The organism is Bacillus cereus group sp. BfR-BA-01330 (assembly GCF_022663885.1).
GTDB lineage: Bacteria > Bacillota > Bacilli > Bacillales > Bacillaceae_G > Bacillus_A > Bacillus_A cereus.
This window is the reverse complement of record NZ_JAKUGK010000001.1, coordinates 655,907-680,898: the sequence shown is the minus strand read 5'-3', so window position 1 is coordinate 680,898 and position 24,992 is coordinate 655,907. Positions and strand designations below refer to the sequence as shown.

Below are 24,992 nucleotides of genomic sequence, written 5' to 3'. Positions count from 1 at the left end.
AGCGAATTAGCAATATCCATCGGTATTACATTGCATACCTTCAAATGAATTTGTTTTATCCTTTTCAATTTCTTTATCAATGACCCTTTCTAGTGTTTCTTTACTAGCAAGCCCTTGAATGACTTCATCTCCAATCATGACAGTTGGAACAGCCATAATATTCGCTTCATCATATGCGTGTTGAATTGCTTCTTGATGCTTTTCTTTATATTTACGAGTTACTAAAGCATCTTTAAATTCCGCCTCAGGAAGTCCTACTTCTACCGCTAATTTTGTTAACACATCAATATCTTCAATGTTTTGCTCTTCTTGGAAAAATGCTGTGAATACGCGGTGATGATACTCATTACCTAGTCCACGTTCTTTCGCAAATTGACATCCTTCGAAAGCTAAATGTGTATATGGATGTGGTGAAACACGTGGCAAGCGCATATCAATTCCAAACTTCTTCGCTGTCGGAAGAATGAAAGCATCCCATGAACCTAATTTTTCTGGTTCATTCCATGGATCTATTTTTGAATATGGACTTGGACGTAATTCAAATGGCATCCATTCAATCTCTACACCTTTCTCTTTCGCTACCTCATCTAATGGACCTTTTGCTAAAAAACAAAACGGACATATAAAATCTGAGTATACTTTCATTTTTACAGTCATAACTTTTACACCTTACCTTATCGTTGTAATCAAATCAGTTACATTGATGATAAAAAAATATAAATATTATTTAAGCATTCATTTTTTCTTGCAAAGTTTCAAACAACTGCCCCATCGTAATATTTCTCAAAACTTCTTCCATCGCGGATTGTGCTTGAATTAAAATAATTTCTAACACCGCTTGAATGTTTGCCCCAATTGGACAATCTGGATTCGGTTGCTCGTGAATATGAAATAGCTTGTCTTCTTCGACTACGTTCACTGCATGATACACATCTAACAATGTGATTTCATGTAAATCCTTTAGTAATCCCGCGCCACCCGGTCCACGATTTACGTAAACAAAGCCAGCTTGTTTCAAGTACGACATGATTTTACGAATGACTACTGGATTTGTATTGACACTCTCAGCCATATAGTCTGAAGTACAAAGTGAAGATGGATTGTTTTTCAAAATAGATAAAATATGAACAGCTATGGAAAAGCGGCTACTAATTTTCATCGTAATCACCACCTCGATGTAACCATTATAGTTACAACTAAAAAATAAGTCAATCCTTTTCATAGATTTTTTATAAGCAAATTAAAAAGTGCCCCATTATGATATATGAGACACCCCTTTTTATTCTGCAAATAGCGCTTGAAATTCTTCAATAAATAGCTGTACAGCGATTGAAGAATCCTTTAATGAAGGAACAGCTAAAGCAATTTCTCTCCATACTTGCGGTTCCAATTCTCTCGTTTGCACATTCTGTGGTAAATTCGTTAAAGATAATTCAGCTAATATTGCAATGCCTAATCCTTCTTGAATCATATTTAAAGCTGTAGTAACGGTAGAAATTACATACTCAGCCCGAAGTGGTACGTTGGCTTGTTTAAACATATCAATGATGGGTGGTTCGTATCCGCCCTTACATAATATGATCGGTTCATTCTCCAAATCACGAATTGTAATAGAGTCCTTCTTACAAAGAGGATGATCCTCTCTTAAGATAGCAACCATTTTTCCCTTCGTTAACGGGACAATCTCCATCTCTTTATTAGGCAAAATAACAATTCCTATATCAACAACCCTCGATATTAACCAATCTTCAACTTCTTTAATTGTTCCTTCACAAAGAACGACCTCTAAGCTCGGATACTTCTCCTTAAAATGGTTTATCATTTTCGGTAAGAAATGTGCAGAAGCACTCGGAAAACTCCCAATTCGAATCGTCCCCACTTCGTGTCCTTTCTCCATCGCAACTTCTTGTTCAATCTTCTCTACACCGTTCAAAATCTCTCTAATATGTACAAGAATTCTGTTTCCTACATCCGTAACGAGTAATCCTTGTCGTTTATCACGTATAAGAATCGTAACTCCTAACTCTGACTCAATACTTGAAATGGCATGACTTACAGCTGGCTGCGTCATATTTAACACCCTGGCAGCCTTCGTAAAACTACCTAACTCAATAGTTTTTATTAATACTTGCAGTTGTGTAATAGTCATAACTAATCACTTATACTCCTTATAAAAAAGATTCATTTTATTTATTACATTCGATATCATATCATAGTGAAATGAATAACAACAAGGAGGTCTTACCGTGACACAGCTTTCTCGAACTAAGACGGCCATAATCCTTACCTTTCTCGTTTTCATGTGGGGAATCAATTGGCCTTTATCTAAGTTTGCCCTGCATTATACACCACCCGTTTTATTTGCAGGCGTTCGAACTTTAATTGGAGGATTCATTTTACTCCTTTTCGCTCTACCCAAATATAAAGAATTACATTTAAAAGAAACGTGGCATTTATACGTTATTTCTTCTTTACTTAACATCATTATATTTTACGGGTTACAAACTGTTGGTCTTCAATATATGCCTGCTGGGTTATTTTCCGCCATTGTATTTCTACAACCAGTTTTACTCGGTATTTTCTCGTGGATATGGCTTGAAGAATCAATGTACGGCTTGAAAATTTTCGGGCTTGTTCTTGGATTTATTGGTGTAGGTGTTATTAGCTCAAGCAGTTTAACAGGACATATTTCTGTTATTGGAATCCTTCTCGCGTTAGGATGCGCTATTGGCTGGGCACTTGGCACAGTATTCATTAAGAAGACTGGTCACCGTGTTAATGCCATTTGGATGGTAACAATTCAGCTTCTTATCGGTGGTCTTTGTTTAATCGGATTTGGCTCAGAATTTGAAAGTTGGTCTAGTATTGCTTGGAGTATGCCATTTGTTAGTGTACTACTCTTTATTTCATTCTTTGTTATTGCAATGGGGTGGCTTGCATACTTCACACTCGTTGGAGCTGGTGAAGCGAGTAAAGTAGGGGCTTATACATTCCTTATTCCCCTTATCGCTATTATTGTAAGTTCAATCTTCTTACATGAAGCCATTACAATGAGCTTATTTATTGGCCTATTATTTATTGTTGTGAGCATTTGTTTTGTAAATATAAAGCCGAAAACACTTGCTGTAAGGCAGCAGGTTGAAGTGAAATAAATATGAGAAAGAGCCTACTATTTGTAGGCTCTTTTTTATATCTTATTTTTTACGACGCACTACAAAAACACACGCACCTACCGAAGATACAATTGCCAAAATAGATAAAACAATTGCTATCAACTGCATATTACTAGTACCTTCATTCTTTTCTACATTAGATACTTCACCATGTTCTCCTGTTAATGACGTACCTTTTGCAATTGTAGTAAGTGAATGCGGTTTTTCAGCTTTCTCATCGCCTGTCCATTCAACAATTTCTCCGTCTTTATATTGTTGATATGCATCCCAAGCTATTTTTTGTTCTTTATCCGGATTTTTAGCGACGAAAGTAAATCGCTGGAACTGACCGGGTAAAATCCCTTCTCCTATTGCTTCCCATACTACAGTTTTCACTTTTCCGGCATTATCTTTCTGCTCTTCCATTTTCCACCCTGGCACTGGTTCATACTGTTGGAATTCCACACCAGACGGTATTTTCAGTGTAACTTTTGTTGTTGCTATATTCTTTTCAACTGGTACTTTTATCGTGTAAGTCTCCCAAGAACCGATGTCAGAAGTTGCTGGCTTCACAGTAACGTGCGCACTAACAGGTAACGAAAACATTCCCATTGTAATTGCTGTTGCGATCATTGTTGTTCCTAATTTTTTTATACGTTCCATTTTCAATTAGCTCCTTTTTATCTATACCTACTCTTTATCCCGCTATTCGCCGGGTAGCCCAATTGATGAGGGCTGCTTAAAGTTTCACTTTATCTGCCACCTACAATAAATTTATAATCCGTATCGAAGCTATCAAGCGATTTCGTTAATCCATGTACTTGTATATTCCAGTTTCCTGTCATGTTAATATACATACCTTCTGCTTCATATTCTCCCGGTGAAACTGCCGAAACTTTAAATGATCCTTTTCCCATATTCATATCTAACGATTGAGTCGTTAATATAATTTGTTCCATATCAGTAACGGGTTGTCCGTTCTCATCCTTTAAAGTAATATGGAATATATTTTGTCCTACTCTATTAGGACTTACATTTAGCGTCATTTCATATCCATTATCTAATTGTTTACTCTCTGTAAAAGGTCCAGTAGGAGGCATCGGTGGTGTTTGTACGTTTGTCATAAAAGCTACGATGACGAAAATGATAATTCCAATGATAAACTCTACTTTCACCGTAGCACCTAATCCTTGCTCCGCTCTCATTTTCCCTTTCACATAATGAATAATTCCCAATATCCCCATGAAAACGAATAAAAGTATCTTTGCTAGTAAAGCTAATCCATACTTCGTATCAAATAACGAGTGGATTGTTGGAATAAAAAATGTACTGTTAAAAAGACCTGTTATTAAAATCACAATGACAGCGCATGTTGCCCACGGTGAAAAACGCTTAATCATATCCCAATACATATTCCATTTGTTATCCTCTTTACGTAACAGAAGAATAATAGACGATAAACCACCAATCCATAATGAAGCTGCGAATAAATGTAAAAAATCCATAACAACAGCAATATCTTTAAACTTTAAACCATATGCGTGACTATTAAATGCTTTCATAACAAGTATTCCAATAAACAGCACTATTGGAATACTCCATACTTTAAAAGACGATAGCTTCTCACGCCTCATCGCAAAATACGTAACGATTATAAGCGAACTAATGAGAACCATTTGAGTAATCCAAACATAACTAAAAACAGAAAGCTGTAACGTTTCTTTTAATAGTAAAGGATTGAATGCTTCTAGCCATGAAACATCAGCATTTATTTTCGCTTGCAGTGGTAGATTGAATAACAAGCTAGTAAATATCCCTAATACGGAAATCCATATTATGTTCTTACTCCTTGATCGAACCGAGGTTGCATTCCCTTTATACATAATAAGATTAAAGAATAGCACTCCTATAAATAGTGAGAAACTTGTATATAAAATTCCACGTTCCATGATCATATCAATTTGCGGAACATATCCCATCTCTTCTACTTGTATATCATCTGCTCCAGCTTCCGCTAATCCAATACGGAATGGAATAACTCCTTGAATGGGATGTCCATCAGCTGAAATAGCTTTCCACTGAATAGAGTAGAGACCATTTTTAAGATTCTCTTTCAATCCAGCTTCTAATAGCTTTTTATTTTTTTTATCAATATGAGCATCTTTTAAATCGACCCTTTTACCTGATGTATCTCTCACGTACAATGTATTAAAACTTGAGATTTGTATGTCCTCATCGAACTCGATTTTCACAACAGATGGTGCTTTCTTCAATGTTTCATTTTCAGTAGGGTTTGATTTCACAACGTACGCATGAGCAGATGCACTTTGCGGGATCAATATGATAAGCACACACACAAGTAATAGCCATGTCCCTAATCTTCTCATTACTTTCACACTCATTTCACTTCTTTCTTCCTCATTGCTCTATTTTCATTACTTTAACTTCCAAAGTTTGATTCTTGGGCAAAATATTAACCTGATTAAATATAAACTTCTATAAAGTATAACTCTTTATTTCTCTTCCACCTCTAAACTTCCAATATAATAGTAACTATTATGATAGATACAACTTACATTTTTAAAGCCGATTGTTATTATATCATAAAATATATTTATGTAAGTTATCAAAGAAGAAAAGTTATCGTGAATCATTTGTGAAGAAAATGTGAAATACATAAATAAAAAGGTATTACGTTATTACGTAACACCTTTAAAAAAATATCCCTCTTCTATTTCTCTTCCGGATAATCACAATACTCGATAATCGTTCCTTCAGTATCCGCTGGGTTAAGATAAATTAACCTTCTACCGTGCTTATTAATGCGTAGTGTATGCTCTAATGTCCGAATACCTTGTTCTTTTAACTCTTCTAGAGCCACATCTAAATCATCGACACGATACGCAACGTGATGTACACCTTTACCTTTTTGTTTTATAAATCGGGCAATTGGTGAAGTGGTGTTATTTGTCGGTGCAAGTAATTCAATTCTATCTCCATCCACTTCAAGAATGGCTACTTCACTTTCTACACCTGTTGCCTCACTTACGTAACGATCTATTAATTCTCCTGATAGAACCTGTTCATAAAAACGTATCGTACTATCTATATCACGAACTGCGATTCCGATATGATCAATTGTTTTTTTCATTTTATTTCCCCTACTACTTTATTTTTTCTCATTATTAATAGTAACAAAAAAAGCTATAGAAACAAGTTCTATAACTTTTTTTATTTAACCTATTTTCTTATCCGCTCTAGTTGCTGGTTGAACTTGGTTTTTCACTTTTAAAATGCTAAGTCCATATCCGATAAATCCACCGATAATCGCTGGGAAGATCCAGCCTAATCCTACTTCCTGCATCGGAAGGAATTTAGTGAACACTTGGCTTACTACTTCAATGTTAACTCCAGCTGCACTTAATCCATCGAATAAGCTGATGATAAATGTTACGATTAAGCTCACTTGATAAACTTCAGCTCTTCCTTTGAATAATGAATGGAAGAATGTTAAGAAAATCAATACGATTGCTAGTGGATAAATTGCTGTTAATACTGGAACAGAAACTGCGATTAACTGTGTTAATCCTACATTTGCAACAATTGCACTAAATACACATAGCGTGATTGCAATTGCTTTGTAAGGAACATTTGGGAATAACTTATGGAAGAATGAAGAACATGCTGATACAAGTCCCACACTAGTTGTTAAACAAGCTACTGTAATCATTAATCCTAATAATACTCCGCCATATGATCCGAAATAGTAGTTAGAAACTTTCGCTAATACTTCTCCGCCGTTCTCTAAATGTCCAAGCTTTGCAACACTTGAAGCACCCATATAAGAAAGTGCTGTATAGATAATTGCTAAAATAGATGCTGCAATAATTGTCGCTTTTGCACAAACGACCATAATTTGTGTTTTCGTTTTCGCACCTTTTTCTTTAATAGCATTGATAATGATAATCCCGAATACGAATGATGCAAGCGTATCCATCGTTAAGTATCCTTCTTGGAATCCTTTAAAGAATGCATGTGATGTATAAGCTTCCACTGGTGCTTGCATATCTCCAATCGGATGTATAAAAGCAACGATTACTAAAATACCGATGAAAGTCAACTTAATTGGTGTTAAGATTTTTCCAACAATATCGACAATTTTCGCGGGATTTAGCGAAAAAAAACAAGTGATACTAAAGAATATAATTGTGAAAAGAATTAAAGGTGTAGAACCTACTCCTTCTGGCATAAACGGTTTAAGACCAATTTCATAAGAAACATTTCCTGTTCTCGGTATTGCAAATAACGGACCGATTGCTAAGTATAAAACTGTTGTAAACACAATCCCAAACACTGGGTGAGCACGACTAGCTAACGACTGCAAATCATCTTTACCTGAAAAACCAAATGCTAGCACACCTAGTAATGGTAATCCAACACCAGTTACTAAAAATCCAGCGTTAGCAATCCATACATTCTCTCCTGCTGATTGACCAAGCATCGCTGGGAAAATTAAATTTCCCGCTCCAAAAAATAGTGCAAATAACATTAATCCAATAACTACTATGAACGAAAACGGTACTTTATTCGCCATAATATAACCCCCATTCAAGTTTCCTTATCTCATTTTCCAATTTTAACTAATTGAATTTTCTGAATATTTAATTTAAGTATCAACTATTCTTGAACTCATTATAGTTTGCTATATAATATTTTGCAATACTATTTTCGAACTTTTCTTTTATTTTATAAATATACATTTTTTAACATGAAAAATAGACTAAAAAACCAACATGGTCATCCATGTTGGTTTTTCCATTTACTATCATGAATTAAAATTTTGCTGCTACTTTTTTAACGTTTTCTAGACCTTCTTCAACAATTTGTTGTGAACGATCTGGATATTGATTGTGTCCTTCAATTACAACTGTCTCTGGATTTGTAATTCCCCAGAATCCAAGTACCGTTGTTACGTAATTAACTGCCATTTCCATAGGAGCCATTTGCTCTGAAGAGTAATCTGAACCACGAGCACCTAACACAACTACTTTTTTACCACCAACTAAACCTTCTGGGCCATTTGCTGTATATTTAAACGTTTTTCCAGCTTGAGATAAGTATGAAATATATGTGATTAATGGCGCTGGTACTGTAAAGTTCCATAATGGGAATGCAAATACAACCTTATCAGCTTCTAAAAACTGATTTAAATATTGATCTACTGTAGCAACTGCCTTCTCTTCTTCAGCAGTTAACTCCATGCCTTGGCTACGTTTATATCCACCTGAAATCGCGATATTTCCGTAATAAGGAAGATCTAATGCAAATAAATCTAATTCCGTAATTTCTGTATTTGGATTTGCTTCTTTATAAGTACTTACAAATGTTTCATACATTTTTGAACTAACTGCTTGCTCCGCTGGACGATCGTTTGCTTTTACAAATAATACTTTTGACATTTTTTTATTCCCCTCTACATTCGTATTTTCTTCTTTTTTACCAAATAATGAGCTAAATAGTCCCATTTTCTTCACCTAATCTTTCTTTTCATATTCATTATTCATCATCATAAAAATTCTTATTCTAAGAAAAAGTTCCAATAGATACCTTAAGTTAAGCTATCAAAACTTTTTGTTATTTAATTACCTTATGTAAGTGATTGTAATATAGTCACTTACTTTAGTCAAGTAACTTTTAATAAAAAATAAAATCTCAATTTAAAAATATTAACTAAAATACAATTGAACACCAAATACATCTTTATTACTTGTATAATAAACTTAGAGAGGAAAATTCATATATAGAAAGGATTTATTCATGAGCACTATAGAAAAGATTCAAACTTTTATTATTCTTTTTGCTGTTACATGCGGCATCGTACTCGGACAATTTAATATGATACATACGTATTCAGACCAGTTTATTGTCCCCTTCTTATTTTTCATGCTATATGGATTATTCCTCAGCATCCCATTAAAAGAAATAAAAAACGGATTTCGTAATTTAAAATTTGCTGGAACAAGTCTTACTATTAACTTCTTATGGACACCTTTACTCGCTTGGGGATTAGGAGCACTATTTCTTTCAGATCATCCAGCACTTTGGGTTGGATTTATAATGTTAATGGTTACTCCATGCACAGATTGGTACTTAATCTTTACTGAAATAGCGAAAGGAAATGTAGCACTTTCTACTGCAATTTTACCTGTAAATTTAATTTTGCAAGTACTACTCCTTCCAATTTATTTATTTTTATTTGCTGGTGTCATGAAAACTGTAGCGGTTTCTGTTTTAGTAGAAAGTATTGTTATCGTAATCGTCTTACCATTTATACTTGCACACGCTACAAAATTCATTATGAATAAAATGAAAAAAGCTGAAACTCTCGAGAATAAACTCATTCCGTTTTTCAGCTCTGCTCAAATTGTATTTTTAAGTTTAGCAATAATAGCGATGTTTGCATCACAAGGTAAATATTTACTGCAAAATATGAATGTCGTTTTATTATTACTCGTTCCTGTTCTATTGTTCTTCATCATTAATTTTTTACTAGGACAATTTATCGGGCGCATCATGCATTTATCTTACAAAGATACAGTAAGTCTAAGCTTAACAACGTTAGCAAGAAACTCACCTGTTGCACTCGCTATCGCTGTAACAGCTTTTCCAGACGAGCCTCTTATCGCACTTGCACTCGTTATTGGACCGTTGATTGAGTTACCGGTACTAGCTTTTGTTTCACAAGTTTTGTTGCTTATTAAGAAAAAACGGCAATACGCATAATAAAAACCGTCCCATTTTGGGACGGTTTTTATTATGGAAAGATTACATACAACACTTGCTTCTTATTTATCAATACAAATGAAATTACCGAAACTACAAACGTAATAATACCAATTGTAATAAAGTGAAACTTTAATCATTGGGGGTTTTGTTAATCCCCCAATGATTATTAGCCCTCACCACTCCCGCATTAACAGATCCTTTCTAATTAAAAATGATAGGAAACGTAAATATAACGAAAGCTGCCCAAAGTCCGTATATTGGCAAATACTTCGTAACGGCATCTTGGATAGCTTTTAGTCCTGATTTATTTTGCAAGAAACGCATATAGGCAAACATAATCCAAATGAGATTTGCCCAAATCAGTATGTTTACTCCTAAAACAGCAAGTCTATTAGGTGTAATCCCGTAAGAAGAAAGTCTGAATACTATGGCTGACAATGCGACAGTGTCAATAATAAGCGCCAGAACAATTAAGGAAAAATTTATATAATCTGAAATGTTCTTTTTCTCGTCCGAGTCACTCTCAACGATAGAAAATATAGTAACAGCCAATACGCCAAGCAGTATTCCGTTGAAGGCCATTAGGAAATTGCGATCCAAGAATGGATTTTTCCCGACCCAAATTACCGTTATAAGATAGATAAGCAAGGTAATCAGGACGAGAGGACTAAAAATTTTAGATATGTATGGTGTAATATTTTTAGCAAGCTTAAGATTCATTGATACTAAGTATGCAGTCACAATAGCGAGAGCCGCTGCTCCAAATAAAACAACATTACTAAAATAGAATTCTCCTATATCTAAGTCAACAAAGCTAAATAAACGCATGGTGAATACCGCAAGTATCATTCCGCTCACTGCCATGCTCCCGTAGAGAAGACAATATTCTAAATTAAATTTAATATAGGCTAATCTTGTACTGCCTTTTGAATATTCATTTCCTGTAAATGCAAGCCCTACTAAGACCCATAAAAATATAGGAAGATGTAAATACGCAAGTATGGTACTGTCTTTATAATTTACTGGCAGCGTATTAAGATAATACCCGGAAATTAGGAACAACGCTGCAAGGGAATAAATAATACTTTTTTTCGGAGTATTATTGTAAACAAAATAAGCAGCAATAAAGGGAATTACACCAAAAGCCAAGTTAATTGGAGCAATTGCTTCCTGCTCAACAAAGTGGAAAATGATCCTGGTGCTTATGCCGGCCAGAATAGCTAAAAGGCCCATGAATAAGAAACCTTTTTGAAACAAAGATGTTTTTTCTTTATTTACTTTCTCCTTGAAATGCAACCTTTCATACCAAGCAGCTAGAACCTGGGAATCAGGATTTTGGTCCCATGCTTGTGAGAATGCTTTTTTAAAAGCTTTCGGATCTTTTCTATACATCTTCTCCAACTCATGGGGGTTATCCATATTTTTAACAATCAAATTGTTAATGTTCATAGTTATACCTCCTCTAATTTTAAAAATAAGGTTGTTACCTTTTAACAAAAGCACCTCACTCATTTATTATGATTTTGATTTTAATACAAGTTTTATCGTTTTACAATAAAAAATTATTATTTAAAGGATTTTTTTTATCGTTAAATTTTATATAAAAGAAAAACAAAAGAGCATGACAGTTTTATGTCATGCTCTTTTAACAAATTAATTCTCAAATACAAAATTAATCTTATTATCTTTCCACTCTAATTTCGCATCAAACGTTTTCTCGCCCTTTTTAAAGCCTTTAATTAAGTCAGTCTTTTCACCTTTTAAGAGCTTTGTCATATTCTTTTGCGAAATTGTTTTACTTAATATCTTCTTTGAAATGGTGAAATCACATTGCGTTGTATTATAGTTAGAACAACCGTAAAACGTTGACTTATCAATTACATCGCCATCACATTTTTTACAGCTACCAACCTTTTTACCCGTTGTAAATTTCGATCCTTTTCGTTCAATCGATTCAACATGTAGTCCAGTGAAATCCCACTTCTCAGACATTTCCACTGCATCTTCAATAATTTTAGCTGATAGCTTTTTCGTCTGTTCCATAAATGTAGCTGGTGAAGCTGTACCTTCACCAATTTCCGCAAGACGTTGTTCCCATTTCGCAGTCATTTCTGGTGAAGCTAGTATTTTATCACCAATTGCGGTAATTAATACTTTTCCTTTATCAGTCGCATACACTTGGTTTTTCTTTACATCTATATACTTACGGTCTTTCAGCATCGTAATAATACCTGCGCGAGTCGCTTCCGTACCTAAACCTTCTGTTTTCTTTAATACTTTCTCCAGCTCTTCATTCTCTAAATACTTACCAGCTGTTTTCATTAACGTAATAAGTTGTCCTTCTGTATAGCGCTTCGGTGGCTGTGTTTTTCCTTCTTTCACTTTCACCTTTACAACTTTTCCTTCTTCGCCTTCAGCTACAATTGGAAGAATGGTTTCGTCATCTTTATCGTCTTGGAAAATAACTTTACGCCAACCTTCTTGAATTTGCTGTTTTCCTTTTGAAATGAATTCAGCACGTTCATCTACAAGCGTTACAATCGTTGTATAGTCAAAGATTGCAACTTCATAATGAGCTGCAATAAGCCTTCTTACGATCATATCGTATATTTTCTTTTCATCACCTGAGAGTCTGCTTGGGTTTGTAACTTGCTCTGTCGGAATAATTGCGTAGTGATCTGTTACTTTCTTTTCATTTACATAACGCTTGTTATTCATAATGGATTCAACCGGAGCCGGTAATAAGCCTTTATATTCATCAAACTGACTTAACTTCTGTAAAATATCAGGGAACGTCGCTGCTTCTCCTTGTGTAACATAGTTAGAATCTGAACGTGGATAAGAAACAATCCCTTTTTGATATAGTGCTTGCGTTATATCAAGCGTCTTTTTCGGTGAAAACTTAAAGGCTTTATTTGCCGTTGCTTGCAGTGATGATAAGTTAAATAAAAGCGGCGGCTGAAACTCTTTACGCTCCGTTTTCATTTCCTTCACAACAGCCGGTTTCCCTTGGCAAAATGCCGCAATTTTATTCGCCATATCAGGGTCTTTTAAGCGGGATTCATTATCCTTTTCCCATTTTCCGTCATATTTCTTTCCTTCTATATTAAAGGTTGCAAACACTTCCCAGAAAGGCTCTGACTTAAAGTTTTCAATTTCTTTCTCTCGCTTTACAATCAATGCTAACGTTGGTGTCTGGACACGACCAGCAGAAAATACATCATTCATTCCTTTTTTCTTTAGCAAAATACTAAAAACACGTGATGCATTCATACCAACGACCCAGTCCGCACATGACCTTGTATACGCCTCATAATACGTATTAATTGTATCTGCTTCATCAAGTAGATTTTTAAACCCTTGGTAAATAGCTTGCTTCGTTAAAGACGAAATCCATAGACGCTTCATCGGCTTTTGCACGTTACAAAGATTAATAATATTTCGTACGATCAGTTCCCCTTCACGCCCAGCATCGCCTGCGTGAATAATTTCTGTTACCTGTGGATTATGTAACAGCTGTTTCACAACGTTAAACTGTTTATACTTCGACTTTGTTACTTCAAATTGAAAACGCTCTGGAATCATCGGTAACGTATTAAGTGACCATTTTTTCCACTCTGCGTGATAATGCTCTGGATTACATAACTGCGCTAAATGACCAATTGCCCATGTACAGTACGCTCCATTTGGAAATAACTCATTCGCTTCTACTTCTAAATATCCATCTTTCCGGCGATATTTAAACTGTGAAACAAGAGCCAACCCTTGATCTGGTTTCTCGGCAATAATTAATTTCATTTTATAACTCCCTATCTGTATTCCAGTGTTACTTTCATTGTCTATATGTTTAGAAGCGATGATAAAACAACAATCTTATTTATCATTCGCGGTTTGTCTCGCAAATGTGAGACCTATAATATTATACGCTTATTCTTTATGGCTTCACAATAGAAACTCATAATATAACAATTTCTTTCACATGCTTATAATTAAAAAAGACGCCCTAAAAAATCAAGCGTTCCTTTGCTTACATCTATGAAATTGTGCAGATAATATGCAGATATTAATAAGCATAAGTACCCTCCATATAAACATATGATGAAATGAACGATAGGACAAGGAGGTATCATAATGTTTGCTTATACGTTAACTACCTTAACACTTTGCTGTACTTCGATTCTTATTACATCCTATATTTCTAAACGTAAGGGTACCCTAATGGAGTATATGGTATTTATTATGTCTTTTAGTATGAGTATTGGTTTAAGTATTGGTTTTTACTTAGGCATTCTCTTTAAGGGGGAATTACTATATTCTACTTTGCTTGCTATTTTAATTAGTGGTTTTATCGGTTTCTTAATCGGTCTACGTTTTCACCTATATACTGCTTTAGAAGGAATGTTCTCTGGATTAATGGCAAGTATGATGGGAGCAATGATTACAGAAATGTTAAACGCTCAACAAGCTCATAGTATATTGTTCATTAGCCTTTTACTTACTATAACGATTACTATGTCCTGTGTGATTCAATTGTTATCGGAGAACTTTTCTACTTTTATCCAACAGCGTTTTTTGTTATTACTTTCAATTAGTGTAGTAATTATCGTTGCCGTATTTACGACATTCCCAGATCATACTCCTGCACCTTCACCTGGGCATAACCAACATATACATTAGTACTTGCAACAAAAATGAATAAGCAGCTATCCATAGGATAACTGCTTAATATTACTCTGGCTTATTAGGAATGTTTCGGTTTGGAACATAATCCGATTTGTAATCTGTATATTTTACTTCTGTTACCATCCCAGCTGAAGCATGGTGTAAATCATGACAGTGGAACATCCAATCGCCCGGATTATCTGCTACAAAGGCTACTTCATATTCTTCACCCGGTTTTAAGTTTAATGTATCTTTTACAATGGGAGAACCTTCTATCGGTTTTCCATCTTTACTCAACACCTGGAAAAAGTGTCCGTGTAAATGCATTGGGTGATCATCCATTTTAGAACGATTTACCAATCTCACTTTTACTAAATCACCCTTTTTCACTTGAATTGGGTCAATATCCGGAAATACCTTTCCGTTAATTGTATATACCATTTCATTTCCATTCATTTGCGTATTTAAGTCCATATTATATGTGGCAGTATACTCTTGATTTAACGTGAAACTACCTAATTTTTTAGTACCATATTTCATTATATCTACTTTCGGTAATTTTTCTTTTTCGTCTGTTTTATCTTTCATCTCTTTGCTGCCATCATACTCAATAACAGCTTTCATTCCTTTTGCACCTTTATTTTTCGAATGGTCTTCAACATACCATTTCCCAGGATTATTAGCAGTAAATTCAATATCATAACGTTCACCCGGTGCGATTGAAATTACTTTATCCTTTATAACTTTTGGATCGTTTATTGGTTGACCATCTGTCGCAATTACTTTTATATCATGGCCATGAACATGTATATCATGTGATAGATAACCAGCATTGACGAGTCTAAGACGAACGTTATCTCCCTTATTCACTTTTAATGGCGCTACTAAATCACCGCTTTTTCCATTGATTGTGAATAAATCGTACATACTCATATCATGACCTTCCATCTTCATATTTCCATGGTCCATTCCTTCCATATTACTAGAGTCTTTTTTATCACTGCCCATGTTCATATCAGAATGATCCATGCCGTTCTTATCATCATTCTTTTCCCCATTTTCATTACCTTTAGATTTATTACCTATTTGCCCTTTTGTCATTTCTTTTAACTGCTTATTCATTTCTTCTTTATCTGTAACCCATTCATCCAACATTAATGTGTAATCTTTATCATATTTTTCCTTTGTATCTTCTACAATGAGCGCTCCATACAAACCTCTATCTAATTGATTTACAGAATCTTGATGCGAGTGATACCAGTACGTTCCTGGTACGTTCGCTTCAAATTCGTAAGTGAAACTTTTTCCTGGTTCAACTGCATCTTGTGTCACGCCTGGAATTCCATCCATGTTATTTGGGACAGGATATCCATGCCAATGAATAGATACTGGTGCAGATAATTCATTTTTTAATGTCACTTTCACCTTTTCACCTTTTTTCACCCGAATTTCTGAACCAGGAGATGAGCCATTAAATGTCCAGACTGGAACAATAACACCGTTACTTAATTTTTGCTTTTCTTCTTTCGCTATTAAAGTAACTTCTGGTCCTTTTTCAACTTTCAATGGTGTTGTAGCTGTTTCAGTCTGTAGTGTTTTTTTATCATTCATATTTTTATGATCAGTTGTTATATTTGTCGTCACAGAACAGGCAGCAATTAAAAATATTACAGAGACTGTAACGGCTGTTAATACAAATCGCTTCATGGAAAATCCCTCCTTTTTCTTTTTCAAAATCATTATAGAAGTTGATTTTCAAGAAAATAAGGAGATGTAATTAGATCTTACGTAAGCTAATTGGAAGATTACTAAAAGCGGAGACATTACAAGGAAAATATTTTAGAAATACAAAATATTTTCCTTGTAGCGACTATACTAGCCGTTCTCGTATTTGTTTTGACGTTATTTCTTAAGAAACAATAACACTGCTATTATTAAATAAGAAAAATGTAGCTAAAATGCTCTTCACAAAAGAACTTACATTTTTGTATAATAAGAACTAATGTTCCTTACAAGAAGACAATAGACTCAAATTACACAAATATATCAAATAGAAGAGGATTGATATACGATGAAAATTGATAGACCAAAAATTTCACCAGAGTTATCTTCAAAGAATTTTCAAGATATTTTTTATGAAGAAGATCCAACATTGGAAGTGTGTGAAATTATAGACTCCACTTTCGAAAATGAATCTGTAGATAGAGTGCGATTATATGATGCGGTGATAAAAAACTGTAAGTTTACTAATACAGACTTTAGCAATATTGATATTACAGATGTTTGTTTTGAAAACTGTGATTTATCAAATGTTAATTTAAGCAATTCTTCTGTTCACAGAGTCGAATTTAAAAACAGTAAATTAATCGGAGTAAATTTCACAGAATCTAGCTTAGGAAATGTTAAATTTGAGAATTCAATTTTGAATTTAGCGGCATTTGGAAATTCCAAACTAGAAAAAATCATCTTCAATGAAACTTCATTAAATAATGCAGATTTTTTTGACTGTAAACTTAAAAAAGTTGAATTCCAATTATGTAGTCTTGATGAAGCTAATTTTGATCAGACATCACTGAAGGGGATAGATATTAGTTCTTCTACCTTTGATACACTTACAGTTTCAGTGAACGATTTAAGAGGATGTAAAGTATCAACATATCAAGCTGTTCAGTTTGCTACTTTATTAGGATTAATAATTAAAGATTAGTATTTCGAAGAAAAGAACCCTATCCCGAATCATGGATTTTTTAATTGTCCACGGTTCGAGATAAAGTTCAAATAAATTAGTGATGACTCTTTTATTATTTAACTACAGCTTGGTTTCCTTTTACATGTTCATTATTTACACTCATAAATTCTTCAATTTCTTCAACTTCCCTAATGATATCTTTTGACAAGTTTTCATACCCGTCTTTCGTTACAAGAATGTCATCTTCAATACGAATTCCAATTGATTCTCCTTCAATATAAAGACCAGGTTCAATTGTTATAACCATACCTTCTTCTAACACTCTATCTTTATATGTTCCTACATCATGTGTATCTAAACCAAGGAAATGGCTGACACCATGATAATAGTATTTTGATAACTCTTCATCTTCTTGAATTAAACCAATTGCTTTACACTCTTCTGCCATTATCTTTTTTGTATGCTCATTTAATGCAGCGAACTTTAATCCTGGCTTAATAAGCGCTGTTGTTTCTTTTAATGCTTTTAATACAATATTATAAATTTGTTTTTGACGACTAGAGAATGTTCCATTTGCCGGGAATGTATAACTAATATCAGCGTTATAGTAGTCTTTTTGAGCACCTAAATCTAGTAATACTAAGTCACCATTTTGAATTTGTGCATCATTATCTTCATAATGAAGAACTGTAGCATTTTTCCCACTCGCCAAAATTGTATTGAACGCATGGTGCTTAATGCCAGATGATTTCAGTGTAAAATCAAATTGAGCTTCTAATTCATACTCCATCATGCCTGCTTTTGCATTTTTTAACACATTGTAAATACCATCTTTCGTTACAGCAATCGCTTCTTTAATAATTTCAATTTCTTCCTCTGTTTTAAATACTCGTAATTCACAAATGTTCGGATATACATTACCAATTGTTACGTGTGGGTATTTTTCTCTTACATGTTTAGCAAATGCTAATGTTTTTGTCTCCGTACCATTCCAATCACGACGTTCTATATCTAAATATAGATGCTTCGCATTTTCTGTAAAAAGTATATTTGACATTGTCTTTTCAAAGCTATCTAAATATACAACTTTCTTTATACCTGAAATTCCCTCTGCTTCTTCGCTAGAAACTGTCTTCCCAACCCATTTTTCCATTACTGGATCTGATTTTTCAATGAAAAGTGTCTCTTCTACACTATTCCCAAACTTTTTCAGCATAAAAATAACATTTGGTTCATCGATTCCCGTTAAGTAGTAAAAATTACGATTCGGTACAAATTTATAATGTGCATCAGCTGACATATGCGGTGCTTGTCCCGCAAATAAAATCGTAACGGATTCATCAGGTAATGTTTTCGTTAGTCTTTCTCTATTTTGAGCAAAAAATGTTGATTTCATAATAATCCCCCTAGTGTTCTATGTATGCTTGTGAAACTAATCATCAATACAATTCATTCTATTATTGTTATAATTTTTCGTCAATTAATTATACTCATAGTGAAAGGAGAATTTTCATTACTCGGGCCTCTTCCACGCTAAATTATGCATACCACTCCACAATTTCTTGATATTTATTCCATATACTTAAAATCTCATATATAGGAAAGGAGCCATAACTTTGAAACATTATGTAGCAACAGGGTTAGCAATTACTTCTTTATTAATAATTTCAGGATGTTCTAGCAACGTCGAAACAGCAACAGTGAAAAAAGAAACGGCGCAATCTCAACCAAAAAATATAGAAACAGCAAATACGAGTCCGCAAGACTTCTATAAAGAAATTACATCTGGAAAAATCGAGCACATTCACGGAATTGGCTATGCAGGAAATATGTCTGGGGTTTCTATCGCCACTCATAGCGGGATAAAAGTTTATCAAAATGGCAAATGGCTTGAAGCTAAAACTGGACTACATGATTATATGGGCTTTCAGGCAACGAAGAACGGGTTCTTTGCCAGCGGTCATCCTGAACCAGGAGCAAATTTAAAAAATCCTTTAGGATTAATGAAAAGTTCTGATGGTGGTAATACTCTCGAAAAGCTAGCTTTTTATGGAGAATCTGATTTTCATAACCTTGCTGTCGGATATAATACGGAAACAATTTATTTATACAATGAACGTCCAAATTCTAAATTGCAACAAGGTTTTTACTTCAGTACGAACAATGGACAAGAATGGAAAACTAGTAAATTGAAGGGGCTTTCAAGTGCAATCCACTCCTTTTCAGTACATCCAGATCAATCTAGTGTAGTCGCGGTAAGTACTAAAGATGGTGTTTACTTATCTACAGATTACGGAAATACATTTGAACTATTCTCTAAATCACTTGAATCGACCGCAATTACATTAAGTAATGAAGATGTTATTTACGCCCCTATTAATAAGCAAATCGTAACGAAGAAATCAATTGCTACAAATGAAGAAACAAACATACAAATTCCACCTTTAGATTCTAAAGATGCAATTATGTATATTTCACAAAACCCTCAAAATTCAGCCGAAATCGTATTTGCTACAATGAAATCAAATGTATTCCTCTCTACAGATGAGGGTAATACGTGGAAGCAGATTGCTAATGAAGGAACATTCCAATTTAAGTAGAAGGGTGAATATAACGTGTTTTCAACAATTAGTGAATGGAGCTATCAACTCATGTCTCCTTTAATGGATGCCGCGAATGCTACGAAATCTGTACCTCTTTTATTTTCGTTTTTATTAGGCATAGTAGGTACCCTTGCTCCTTGCCAATTAACAGGAAACATTAGTGCTATTACACTTTATAGCAACCAATCTTTACAAAAGGAACATGTATGGAAACATATACTTTTATTCATTTTAGGAAAAATAATGGCTTTTACGACGCTTGGACTATTAGTATGGTTTTTAGGAAAAGAGATTCAGCAAATATTGACTTTGTATTTTCCATGGTTACGAAAAATGATGGGACCCCTATTAATTTTAATGGGGCTACTGTTGTCAGGTATTATAAAAAGAAGATATTTCTTCTCGATTAAATTTATACGAAATCAAAATGAAGTTGGTTCATTTTTACTCGGATTCTTCTTTTCCTTAGCTTTTTGTCCGACTATGTTCGTTCTATTTTTTGGAACGTTAATCCCTTTATCTTTATCATTTAATTACGGGTACTTGTTTCCAACGTTCTTTTCGATAGGAACTGCTCTTCCTATCGTCGTATTAATGTCCTTCATCTCCTATCTGGGATTAAACGGGGCATTACTAAAGAAGAGCAGGAAAATAGGAAATAGCATTCAGCGTATAGCTGGTTTTCTCCTTATTTTAATTGGATTTTATGATACTGCTCTTTATTGGTAATACATACAAAAGATAAGCTCTAGTGAAATGAGCTTATCTTTTGTAATATTATATTCATTTTTTCTTTTGCTGTAGTTGAGCTAATAAATTCTTAACAAACGCGAGAAACAGCGGGTCATTCTCTTTTTTAGGTGACCATTGCATAATAAGTTGTCGTGGAATTGTAATTTCTATCGGCTGTACAATGAAGTCATGAATAATTTGCTTATGTAGTCCTGATAACGGAACGATTGTTATGCCATTAACTTGTATAGTAAGTGCTAATGCTGAACTAATTGATTCTGACTCCATCACTTTATTAACTGTTATTTCATTTTTCATCAAATACGGTTCGAGCACTTCTTTGCAACCAGAAAGCGGCATAATAAAAGGATAATTTTTTATATCATTAATAGTAAGGTTAGGCGGAACTTTTTTTGAAGAAACCATAACATACGGATCTTCACCAATGACATCATAATGAAATCCTTGTATTAAATTTTCTTTTATAGAAATAGAAAAATCTGCACTACCTGATGATAGCCAATCTAACACTTCTTGATAGCTTCCTTCTCGAACTGCAAGTACATATTGACTATGATCAATATTCCCTAGTTGAATACACTCCGCCAAACAATATACAGTAACGGAAGGATACGTAGCTAGTACAATTTTATACAAGCTTTTATTCTTCAACTGGAAAGCTGTTTCCTCAAGTTTTTCATACTCCATTAGAAGTCGATTCACACCAACTAAAAATTCTTTGCCATTTTCAGTTAGAATCGTTCCTTGTCTAGAGCGATCAAATAACGTTATAGCATATCGTTTCTCTAATTTGTTAATAATATGGGTTATTGCTGGCTGTGTCATATGTAATTCCTTTGCTGCCAGACTAATACTATTTAAACGAGCCACATATGTAAAGACTTTAAAATCAAAAACATTCATTCTGTTCTCCTTATATAAAATATATTTATATCATCTATAAATAACCTTCATTATATTTATGAAACCACTTCATTTACACTGAGTATACATCATCAATATTACAAATAGATGAAACTTATATACCCTAGAGGAGTGTTGATTAAATGAGTACTTACATTTTAGTACATGGAGCATGGCAAGGTGAATGGGCATGGGAATTAGTAAAACCTCAACTAGAGGCTTTAGGTCACACTGTTATTACACTAGACTTACCTGGAAGTGGGAAAGATACAACTCCTTCACAAAATATAACGTTAGATTCCTATGTTGATGCAGTAACAGCTAATATAAATCAACAAAATGAAAAGGTTATTCTTGTTGGACATAGTATGGGTGGAATCGTTATTACTCAAACTGCTGAACTTATACCAAATAAAATCGATAAATTAGTATATCTTTGTGCTTTCTTACCACGAAATGGAGAAAGTCTTGGTAGTAAATTAGACGGAGAAGATGGCCCGCAATTCACTATAAATGAAAATGACTTGACTGCTGAACTTATACCTAATCTAATTGAACAAACATTTTTAAATGCTACAGAAGACAGTTCTATTAAAGAAGCATCTTTTAATCAAATGCGTCCTCAACCACTAGGACCCTTCCAACAAGAGCTGAAAATATCTGAAGAAAACTTTGGAGCCATAGATCGCATTTATATTGAAACGACTCTAGATAGAGCGATTCCAATTGATTTTCAGCGCCGAATGAATACAGAAACACCTTGCAAGAAAATTATTACTTTAGAAGCTGATCATTCTCCATTTTTCTCTAAAGCATCGGAACTTGTTCATTACTTAAATGAATTAAACTAAATTTTTCATAAAATAAATAGACACTCACAGGTGTCTATTTATTTTACTAATTAAAAGCTATCTTTACTCTATCTACATTGCCATACCCTTTTGCTTCATCTCCCACTTTTTATACAGTAGTACTGCACCAAATAAAAATACTCCCGCAACAAATGAAGCTACTGGTAACATCTTTATCATTCCATCTGGAAATACGAGCGGCAATAATGGAAATGCATACACTGCTGGAATACGTACACCAACAATTTTTAATAAAATAAGCATTAATATCATATTTAATAAAGTGACTACAATCCATGAATCAATTGCAAAGTACAATATTGTTCCAACAGTTGCAGATGTAGTTAATACTACTATTTGTTTAAAAGCCATTTTTTCATTGTACATCGGCCTTTGAAGTGATTCATATACAACAACTAATATTGGTGGAATAACTGCTAATTGTTCATAACCAGTTATCCAACATAAACTAATCCATACGAAATTTAGTATGAGAAATACAGTCATATATTTATACTGTATTTGCACTTTTCGCTTAATACCGTTATTCAATTTAAATATAAGAACACCAACCATTAAAATAAATGTTAAAGCGAATACCGCGATAACAAATGACCATTCCGTCGCATTTGTCACTAATGGTAATAAACCTGTCGCAATAGATGGTGCTAAATTGGATTGAATTACACGTAAAAAAAGCATCATGAATACAAGCGTTAAACTTACTTTCCCTAAATAAGCAATATCCATTTGATTCACCATAAAACCAATCACAGCTGTTATTGAAGGTGCAATGAAGATTTTTTCTGGTTGCCTTAACCATCCTGGCTCACGATACGCCCATAAAGCAATTGCCATCGCTGCTATTTCCGGCAGAATAACTTCCGGATCATTTAATAACACACCCGCTGTTACCATGGCTAAAATAAATAAAATAGCAATCGTATATGAGATGATTGTTTCTTTCTTTGAAATTACTGCATTCATTATTACATACTCCTTTGTGCTCATTTCTTTCATAATGTAAAACAACAATTTTATACCCTACTACGGTATTGTATATTAACATCTTTTCTATTTCAAGTATTAGTAGTCATTTACATTCTCTCTCACCCCATACACTTACAAAACAAGGCATTTTATAGACATTGACACTTATTAAAAGATAGGTTAAAATAACTATACATTAGTAAGTAGCTAATGTAATTAAATCTAACTAGAGGTGAAACAAATGAAAAATATTTTATTCCGTATTAACGAATTGTCCAAAAAAGAAAAAGCAACTGGATTAACAGTTGATGAAAAACAAGAACAACAAATGTTGCGTCAAAACTATACACAAACATTTCGTGGAAGCTTAGATTCCATTTTATTAAACACAAAAATTGTTGATCAAAATGGTCTTAACGTTACACCAGCCGCATTACAAGATGCTCAAATACGTTTAAAATTAAGCAAATGAGTTCCGCGCTAAAGAATTTTAATAAAACATAAACAGAGCTGGATTTCCTATATAGAAATTCCAGCTCTGTTTATTGTCTTTTCTAATTTAGTAAACGAGCGATACATCGCAATTCTCCACGACACAATCATCGCAAATGCAAGTAAGAAAAACATTCCGCTTAACTCTGCCAAATCAATTGATTGGCTTAAATATGACTTTAATGCCACGCGTACAGCTAATAAGCCTACTAAAATAAATATGAATGCTTTTGACGGTTTCATAAATATATGTTCGCCTTTTATTTCGAACTTAGTTGTTTTAATAAGAAAAATAGAGAAAATAAGCCCTATACTAATTGCCTCGACTATTTCTAACGATGTTAATCGAAACTCTGGTAAAAAGTACATCATTGCGCCTGTACTCATAAAAATTGGCGGCAATATAATTTTCTTTTTCGTTACCGGCTTTTTTGCTGCTTTAAAACGTAGAAACATTACCCCAACAGCCATACAAACTGCTACGACACTTGATAAAAGTGCTATCATACTTTCCACTCCTATCTATTTAAATGACTTTTTTAACAAAATCATAAACCAATAAGTAACTACATGCCGCATTATAGAATTTCTTCATTATATTCCTCCTGCTGTAAACTTTCCATATTCGCTGCAATCATTTTACGCAAAGTTTATGAACGGAATATGAACAAAAAAACCATTCTGCAATTAATAATTGCAAAATGGCTTTTTAACTTATTTTAAATCGTCAATTGTGAAAGCACCTGGAAGTAATTGCTCAACAGTCACTTCTTTTTCATCACCTTTTACATTCGTTAGTAATACAGGCATTTTCGGATCACAGAATTCAGCAATTACTTGTCTACACGCACCACATGGTGAAATCGGTCCATCAGTTTCTCCTGTAATAACTAAGTAACTAAAATCGCGCTCCCCTTCTGATACCGCTTTAAATATTGCTGTTCTTTCTGCACAGTTACATAAACCATAAGAAGCATTTTCTATATTACAACCAGTATAGATTTTCCCTTCTTTCGTAACTAACGCTGCGCCAACAGGAAATTTAGAATACGGAATATACGCTTTCGATAACATCTTGTTTGCTTCTTCAATATATTTTTTCTTATCCATA

24 protein-coding genes are annotated in these 24,992 nt (G+C 33.9%); 8 read left to right on the top strand and 16 right to left on the bottom strand.

Annotated features, from left to right (window positions below):
• Positions 1-6 precede the first annotated feature (6 nt).
• The 3 genes from MR112_RS03485 to MR112_RS03475 all read right to left on the bottom strand — a co-directional run bounded on the left by MR112_RS03485 (position 7) and on the right by MR112_RS03475 (position 2,149).
• The gene (locus MR112_RS03485) at positions 7-657 is read right to left on the bottom strand and encodes a DsbA family oxidoreductase (protein WP_017656790.1); all 651 of its coding nucleotides are present in this window, start codon (positions 655-657) and stop codon (positions 7-9) included.
• 70 nt (positions 658-727) lie between these two features.
• On the bottom strand, positions 728-1,159 hold the full coding sequence (locus MR112_RS03480) for an Rrf2 family transcriptional regulator (RefSeq protein WP_000704073.1): 432 nt from the start codon (positions 1,157-1,159) through the stop codon (positions 728-730).
• A 120-nt stretch (positions 1,160-1,279) separates the two neighbouring features.
• Positions 1,280-2,149: a LysR family transcriptional regulator gene (locus tag MR112_RS03475; RefSeq protein WP_000156743.1), complete on the bottom strand. Its 870-nt coding sequence runs from the start codon at positions 2,147-2,149 to the stop codon at positions 1,280-1,282.
• A gap of 97 nt (positions 2,150-2,246) precedes the next feature.
• Between MR112_RS03475 and MR112_RS03470 the strand changes: the two genes are divergently transcribed.
• On the top strand, positions 2,247-3,152 hold the full coding sequence (locus MR112_RS03470; RefSeq protein WP_000192812.1) for a DMT family transporter: 906 nt from the start codon (positions 2,247-2,249) through the stop codon (positions 3,150-3,152).
• Between the two features lie 42 nt (positions 3,153-3,194).
• Here the strand turns inward: MR112_RS03470 and MR112_RS03465 are convergent, their stop codons facing one another.
• The 5 genes from MR112_RS03465 to MR112_RS03445 all read right to left on the bottom strand — a co-directional run bounded on the left by MR112_RS03465 (position 3,195) and on the right by MR112_RS03445 (position 8,677).
• Entirely contained in the window at positions 3,195-3,815 is a 621-nt protein-coding gene (locus MR112_RS03465) for a YcnI family copper-binding membrane protein (protein ID WP_000439685.1), read from the bottom strand.
• A gap of 89 nt (positions 3,816-3,904) precedes the next feature.
• Positions 3,905-5,554, bottom strand: coding sequence for a copper resistance CopC/CopD family protein (locus MR112_RS03460; RefSeq protein WP_063245898.1), 1,650 nt, complete (start codon positions 5,552-5,554; stop codon positions 3,905-3,907).
• A gap of 329 nt (positions 5,555-5,883) precedes the next feature.
• Positions 5,884-6,303, bottom strand: coding sequence for a VOC family protein (locus MR112_RS03455; RefSeq protein ID WP_000750856.1), 420 nt, complete (start codon positions 6,301-6,303; stop codon positions 5,884-5,886).
• A gap of 84 nt (positions 6,304-6,387) precedes the next feature.
• Positions 6,388-7,746, bottom strand: coding sequence for a branched-chain amino acid transport system II carrier protein (brnQ, locus tag MR112_RS03450; protein ID WP_001284786.1), 1,359 nt, complete (start codon positions 7,744-7,746; stop codon positions 6,388-6,390).
• Between the two features lie 238 nt (positions 7,747-7,984).
• Positions 7,985-8,677 (bottom strand): FMN-dependent NADH-azoreductase, encoded by a 693-nt coding sequence (locus tag MR112_RS03445; RefSeq protein WP_000522528.1) that lies wholly within the window; start codon positions 8,675-8,677, stop codon positions 7,985-7,987.
• A 292-nt stretch (positions 8,678-8,969) separates the two neighbouring features.
• On the opposite strand from MR112_RS03445, the gene MR112_RS03440 reads away from it, so the two are divergent.
• Positions 8,970-9,935, top strand: coding sequence for an arsenic resistance protein (locus MR112_RS03440; protein ID WP_025687212.1), 966 nt, complete (start codon positions 8,970-8,972; stop codon positions 9,933-9,935).
• Between the two features lie 204 nt (positions 9,936-10,139).
• Here the strand turns inward: MR112_RS03440 and MR112_RS03435 are convergent, their stop codons facing one another.
• Both MR112_RS03435 and topB read right to left on the bottom strand, forming a co-directional pair.
• Positions 10,140-11,387: a DUF4153 domain-containing protein gene (locus MR112_RS03435; protein ID WP_025687213.1), complete on the bottom strand. Its 1,248-nt coding sequence runs from the start codon at positions 11,385-11,387 to the stop codon at positions 10,140-10,142.
• A 204-nt stretch (positions 11,388-11,591) separates the two neighbouring features.
• Positions 11,592-13,736, bottom strand: coding sequence for a DNA topoisomerase III (gene topB / locus MR112_RS03430; RefSeq protein WP_242244782.1), 2,145 nt, complete (start codon positions 13,734-13,736; stop codon positions 11,592-11,594).
• Positions 13,737-14,069: 333 nt separating this feature from the next.
• Between topB and MR112_RS03425 the strand changes: the two genes are divergently transcribed.
• A complete protein-coding gene (locus tag MR112_RS03425) occupies positions 14,070-14,615 on the top strand; it encodes a hypothetical protein (RefSeq protein ID WP_000458541.1) in 546 nt (181 codons plus the stop codon).
• A gap of 51 nt (positions 14,616-14,666) precedes the next feature.
• On the opposite strand, the gene MR112_RS03420 is transcribed toward MR112_RS03425, so the two are convergent.
• The gene (locus MR112_RS03420; protein ID WP_000820031.1) at positions 14,667-16,307 is read right to left on the bottom strand and encodes a multicopper oxidase family protein; all 1,641 of its coding nucleotides are present in this window, start codon (positions 16,305-16,307) and stop codon (positions 14,667-14,669) included.
• Between the two features lie 364 nt (positions 16,308-16,671).
• Between MR112_RS03420 and MR112_RS03415 the strand changes: the two genes are divergently transcribed.
• Positions 16,672-17,307, top strand: a complete 636-nt coding sequence (locus tag MR112_RS03415; RefSeq protein WP_000687270.1) for a pentapeptide repeat-containing protein — start codon at positions 16,672-16,674, stop codon at positions 17,305-17,307.
• Between the two features lie 94 nt (positions 17,308-17,401).
• On the opposite strand, the gene MR112_RS03410 is transcribed toward MR112_RS03415, so the two are convergent.
• Positions 17,402-18,685, bottom strand: coding sequence for an aminopeptidase P family protein (locus MR112_RS03410; protein ID WP_063245901.1), 1,284 nt, complete (start codon positions 18,683-18,685; stop codon positions 17,402-17,404).
• Positions 18,686-18,905: 220 nt separating this feature from the next.
• On the opposite strand from MR112_RS03410, the gene MR112_RS03405 reads away from it, so the two are divergent.
• Both MR112_RS03405 and MR112_RS03400 read left to right on the top strand, forming a co-directional pair.
• Positions 18,906-19,889, top strand: a complete 984-nt coding sequence (locus MR112_RS03405) for a F510_1955 family glycosylhydrolase (RefSeq protein ID WP_000683848.1) — start codon at positions 18,906-18,908, stop codon at positions 19,887-19,889.
• 15 nt (positions 19,890-19,904) lie between these two features.
• A complete protein-coding gene (locus tag MR112_RS03400) occupies positions 19,905-20,621 on the top strand; it encodes an urease accessory protein UreH domain-containing protein (protein WP_000493100.1) in 717 nt (238 codons plus the stop codon).
• 54 nt (positions 20,622-20,675) lie between these two features.
• On the opposite strand, the gene MR112_RS03395 is transcribed toward MR112_RS03400, so the two are convergent.
• Positions 20,676-21,548 carry a LysR family transcriptional regulator gene (locus MR112_RS03395; RefSeq protein ID WP_001100328.1) on the bottom strand — a complete coding sequence of 291 codons (873 nt, stop codon included), beginning with the start codon at positions 21,546-21,548 and terminating at the stop codon, positions 20,676-20,678.
• Positions 21,549-21,691: 143 nt separating this feature from the next.
• On the opposite strand from MR112_RS03395, the gene MR112_RS03390 reads away from it, so the two are divergent.
• Positions 21,692-22,399: an alpha/beta fold hydrolase gene (locus MR112_RS03390; protein ID WP_242244781.1), complete on the top strand. Its 708-nt coding sequence runs from the start codon at positions 21,692-21,694 to the stop codon at positions 22,397-22,399.
• A gap of 72 nt (positions 22,400-22,471) precedes the next feature.
• Here the strand turns inward: MR112_RS03390 and MR112_RS03385 are convergent, their stop codons facing one another.
• Positions 22,472-23,386: a hypothetical protein gene (locus MR112_RS03385; RefSeq protein WP_242244780.1), complete on the bottom strand. Its 915-nt coding sequence runs from the start codon at positions 23,384-23,386 to the stop codon at positions 22,472-22,474.
• A 244-nt stretch (positions 23,387-23,630) separates the two neighbouring features.
• Here MR112_RS03385 and MR112_RS03380 point away from each other — a divergent pair, with 244 nt between their 5' ends.
• Entirely contained in the window at positions 23,631-23,861 is a 231-nt protein-coding gene (locus MR112_RS03380; protein ID WP_000789783.1) for a DUF896 domain-containing protein, read from the top strand.
• A gap of 47 nt (positions 23,862-23,908) precedes the next feature.
• On the opposite strand, the gene MR112_RS03375 is transcribed toward MR112_RS03380, so the two are convergent.
• Together MR112_RS03375 and MR112_RS03370 are read right to left on the bottom strand one after the other, a co-directional pair.
• Entirely contained in the window at positions 23,909-24,388 is a 480-nt protein-coding gene (locus MR112_RS03375; protein WP_000561074.1) for a CcdC family protein, read from the bottom strand.
• Between the two features lie 207 nt (positions 24,389-24,595).
• A complete protein-coding gene (locus tag MR112_RS03370) occupies positions 24,596-24,991 on the bottom strand; it encodes a cytidine deaminase (protein ID WP_000358533.1) in 396 nt (131 codons plus the stop codon).
• Position 24,992: the final 1 nt, after the last annotated feature.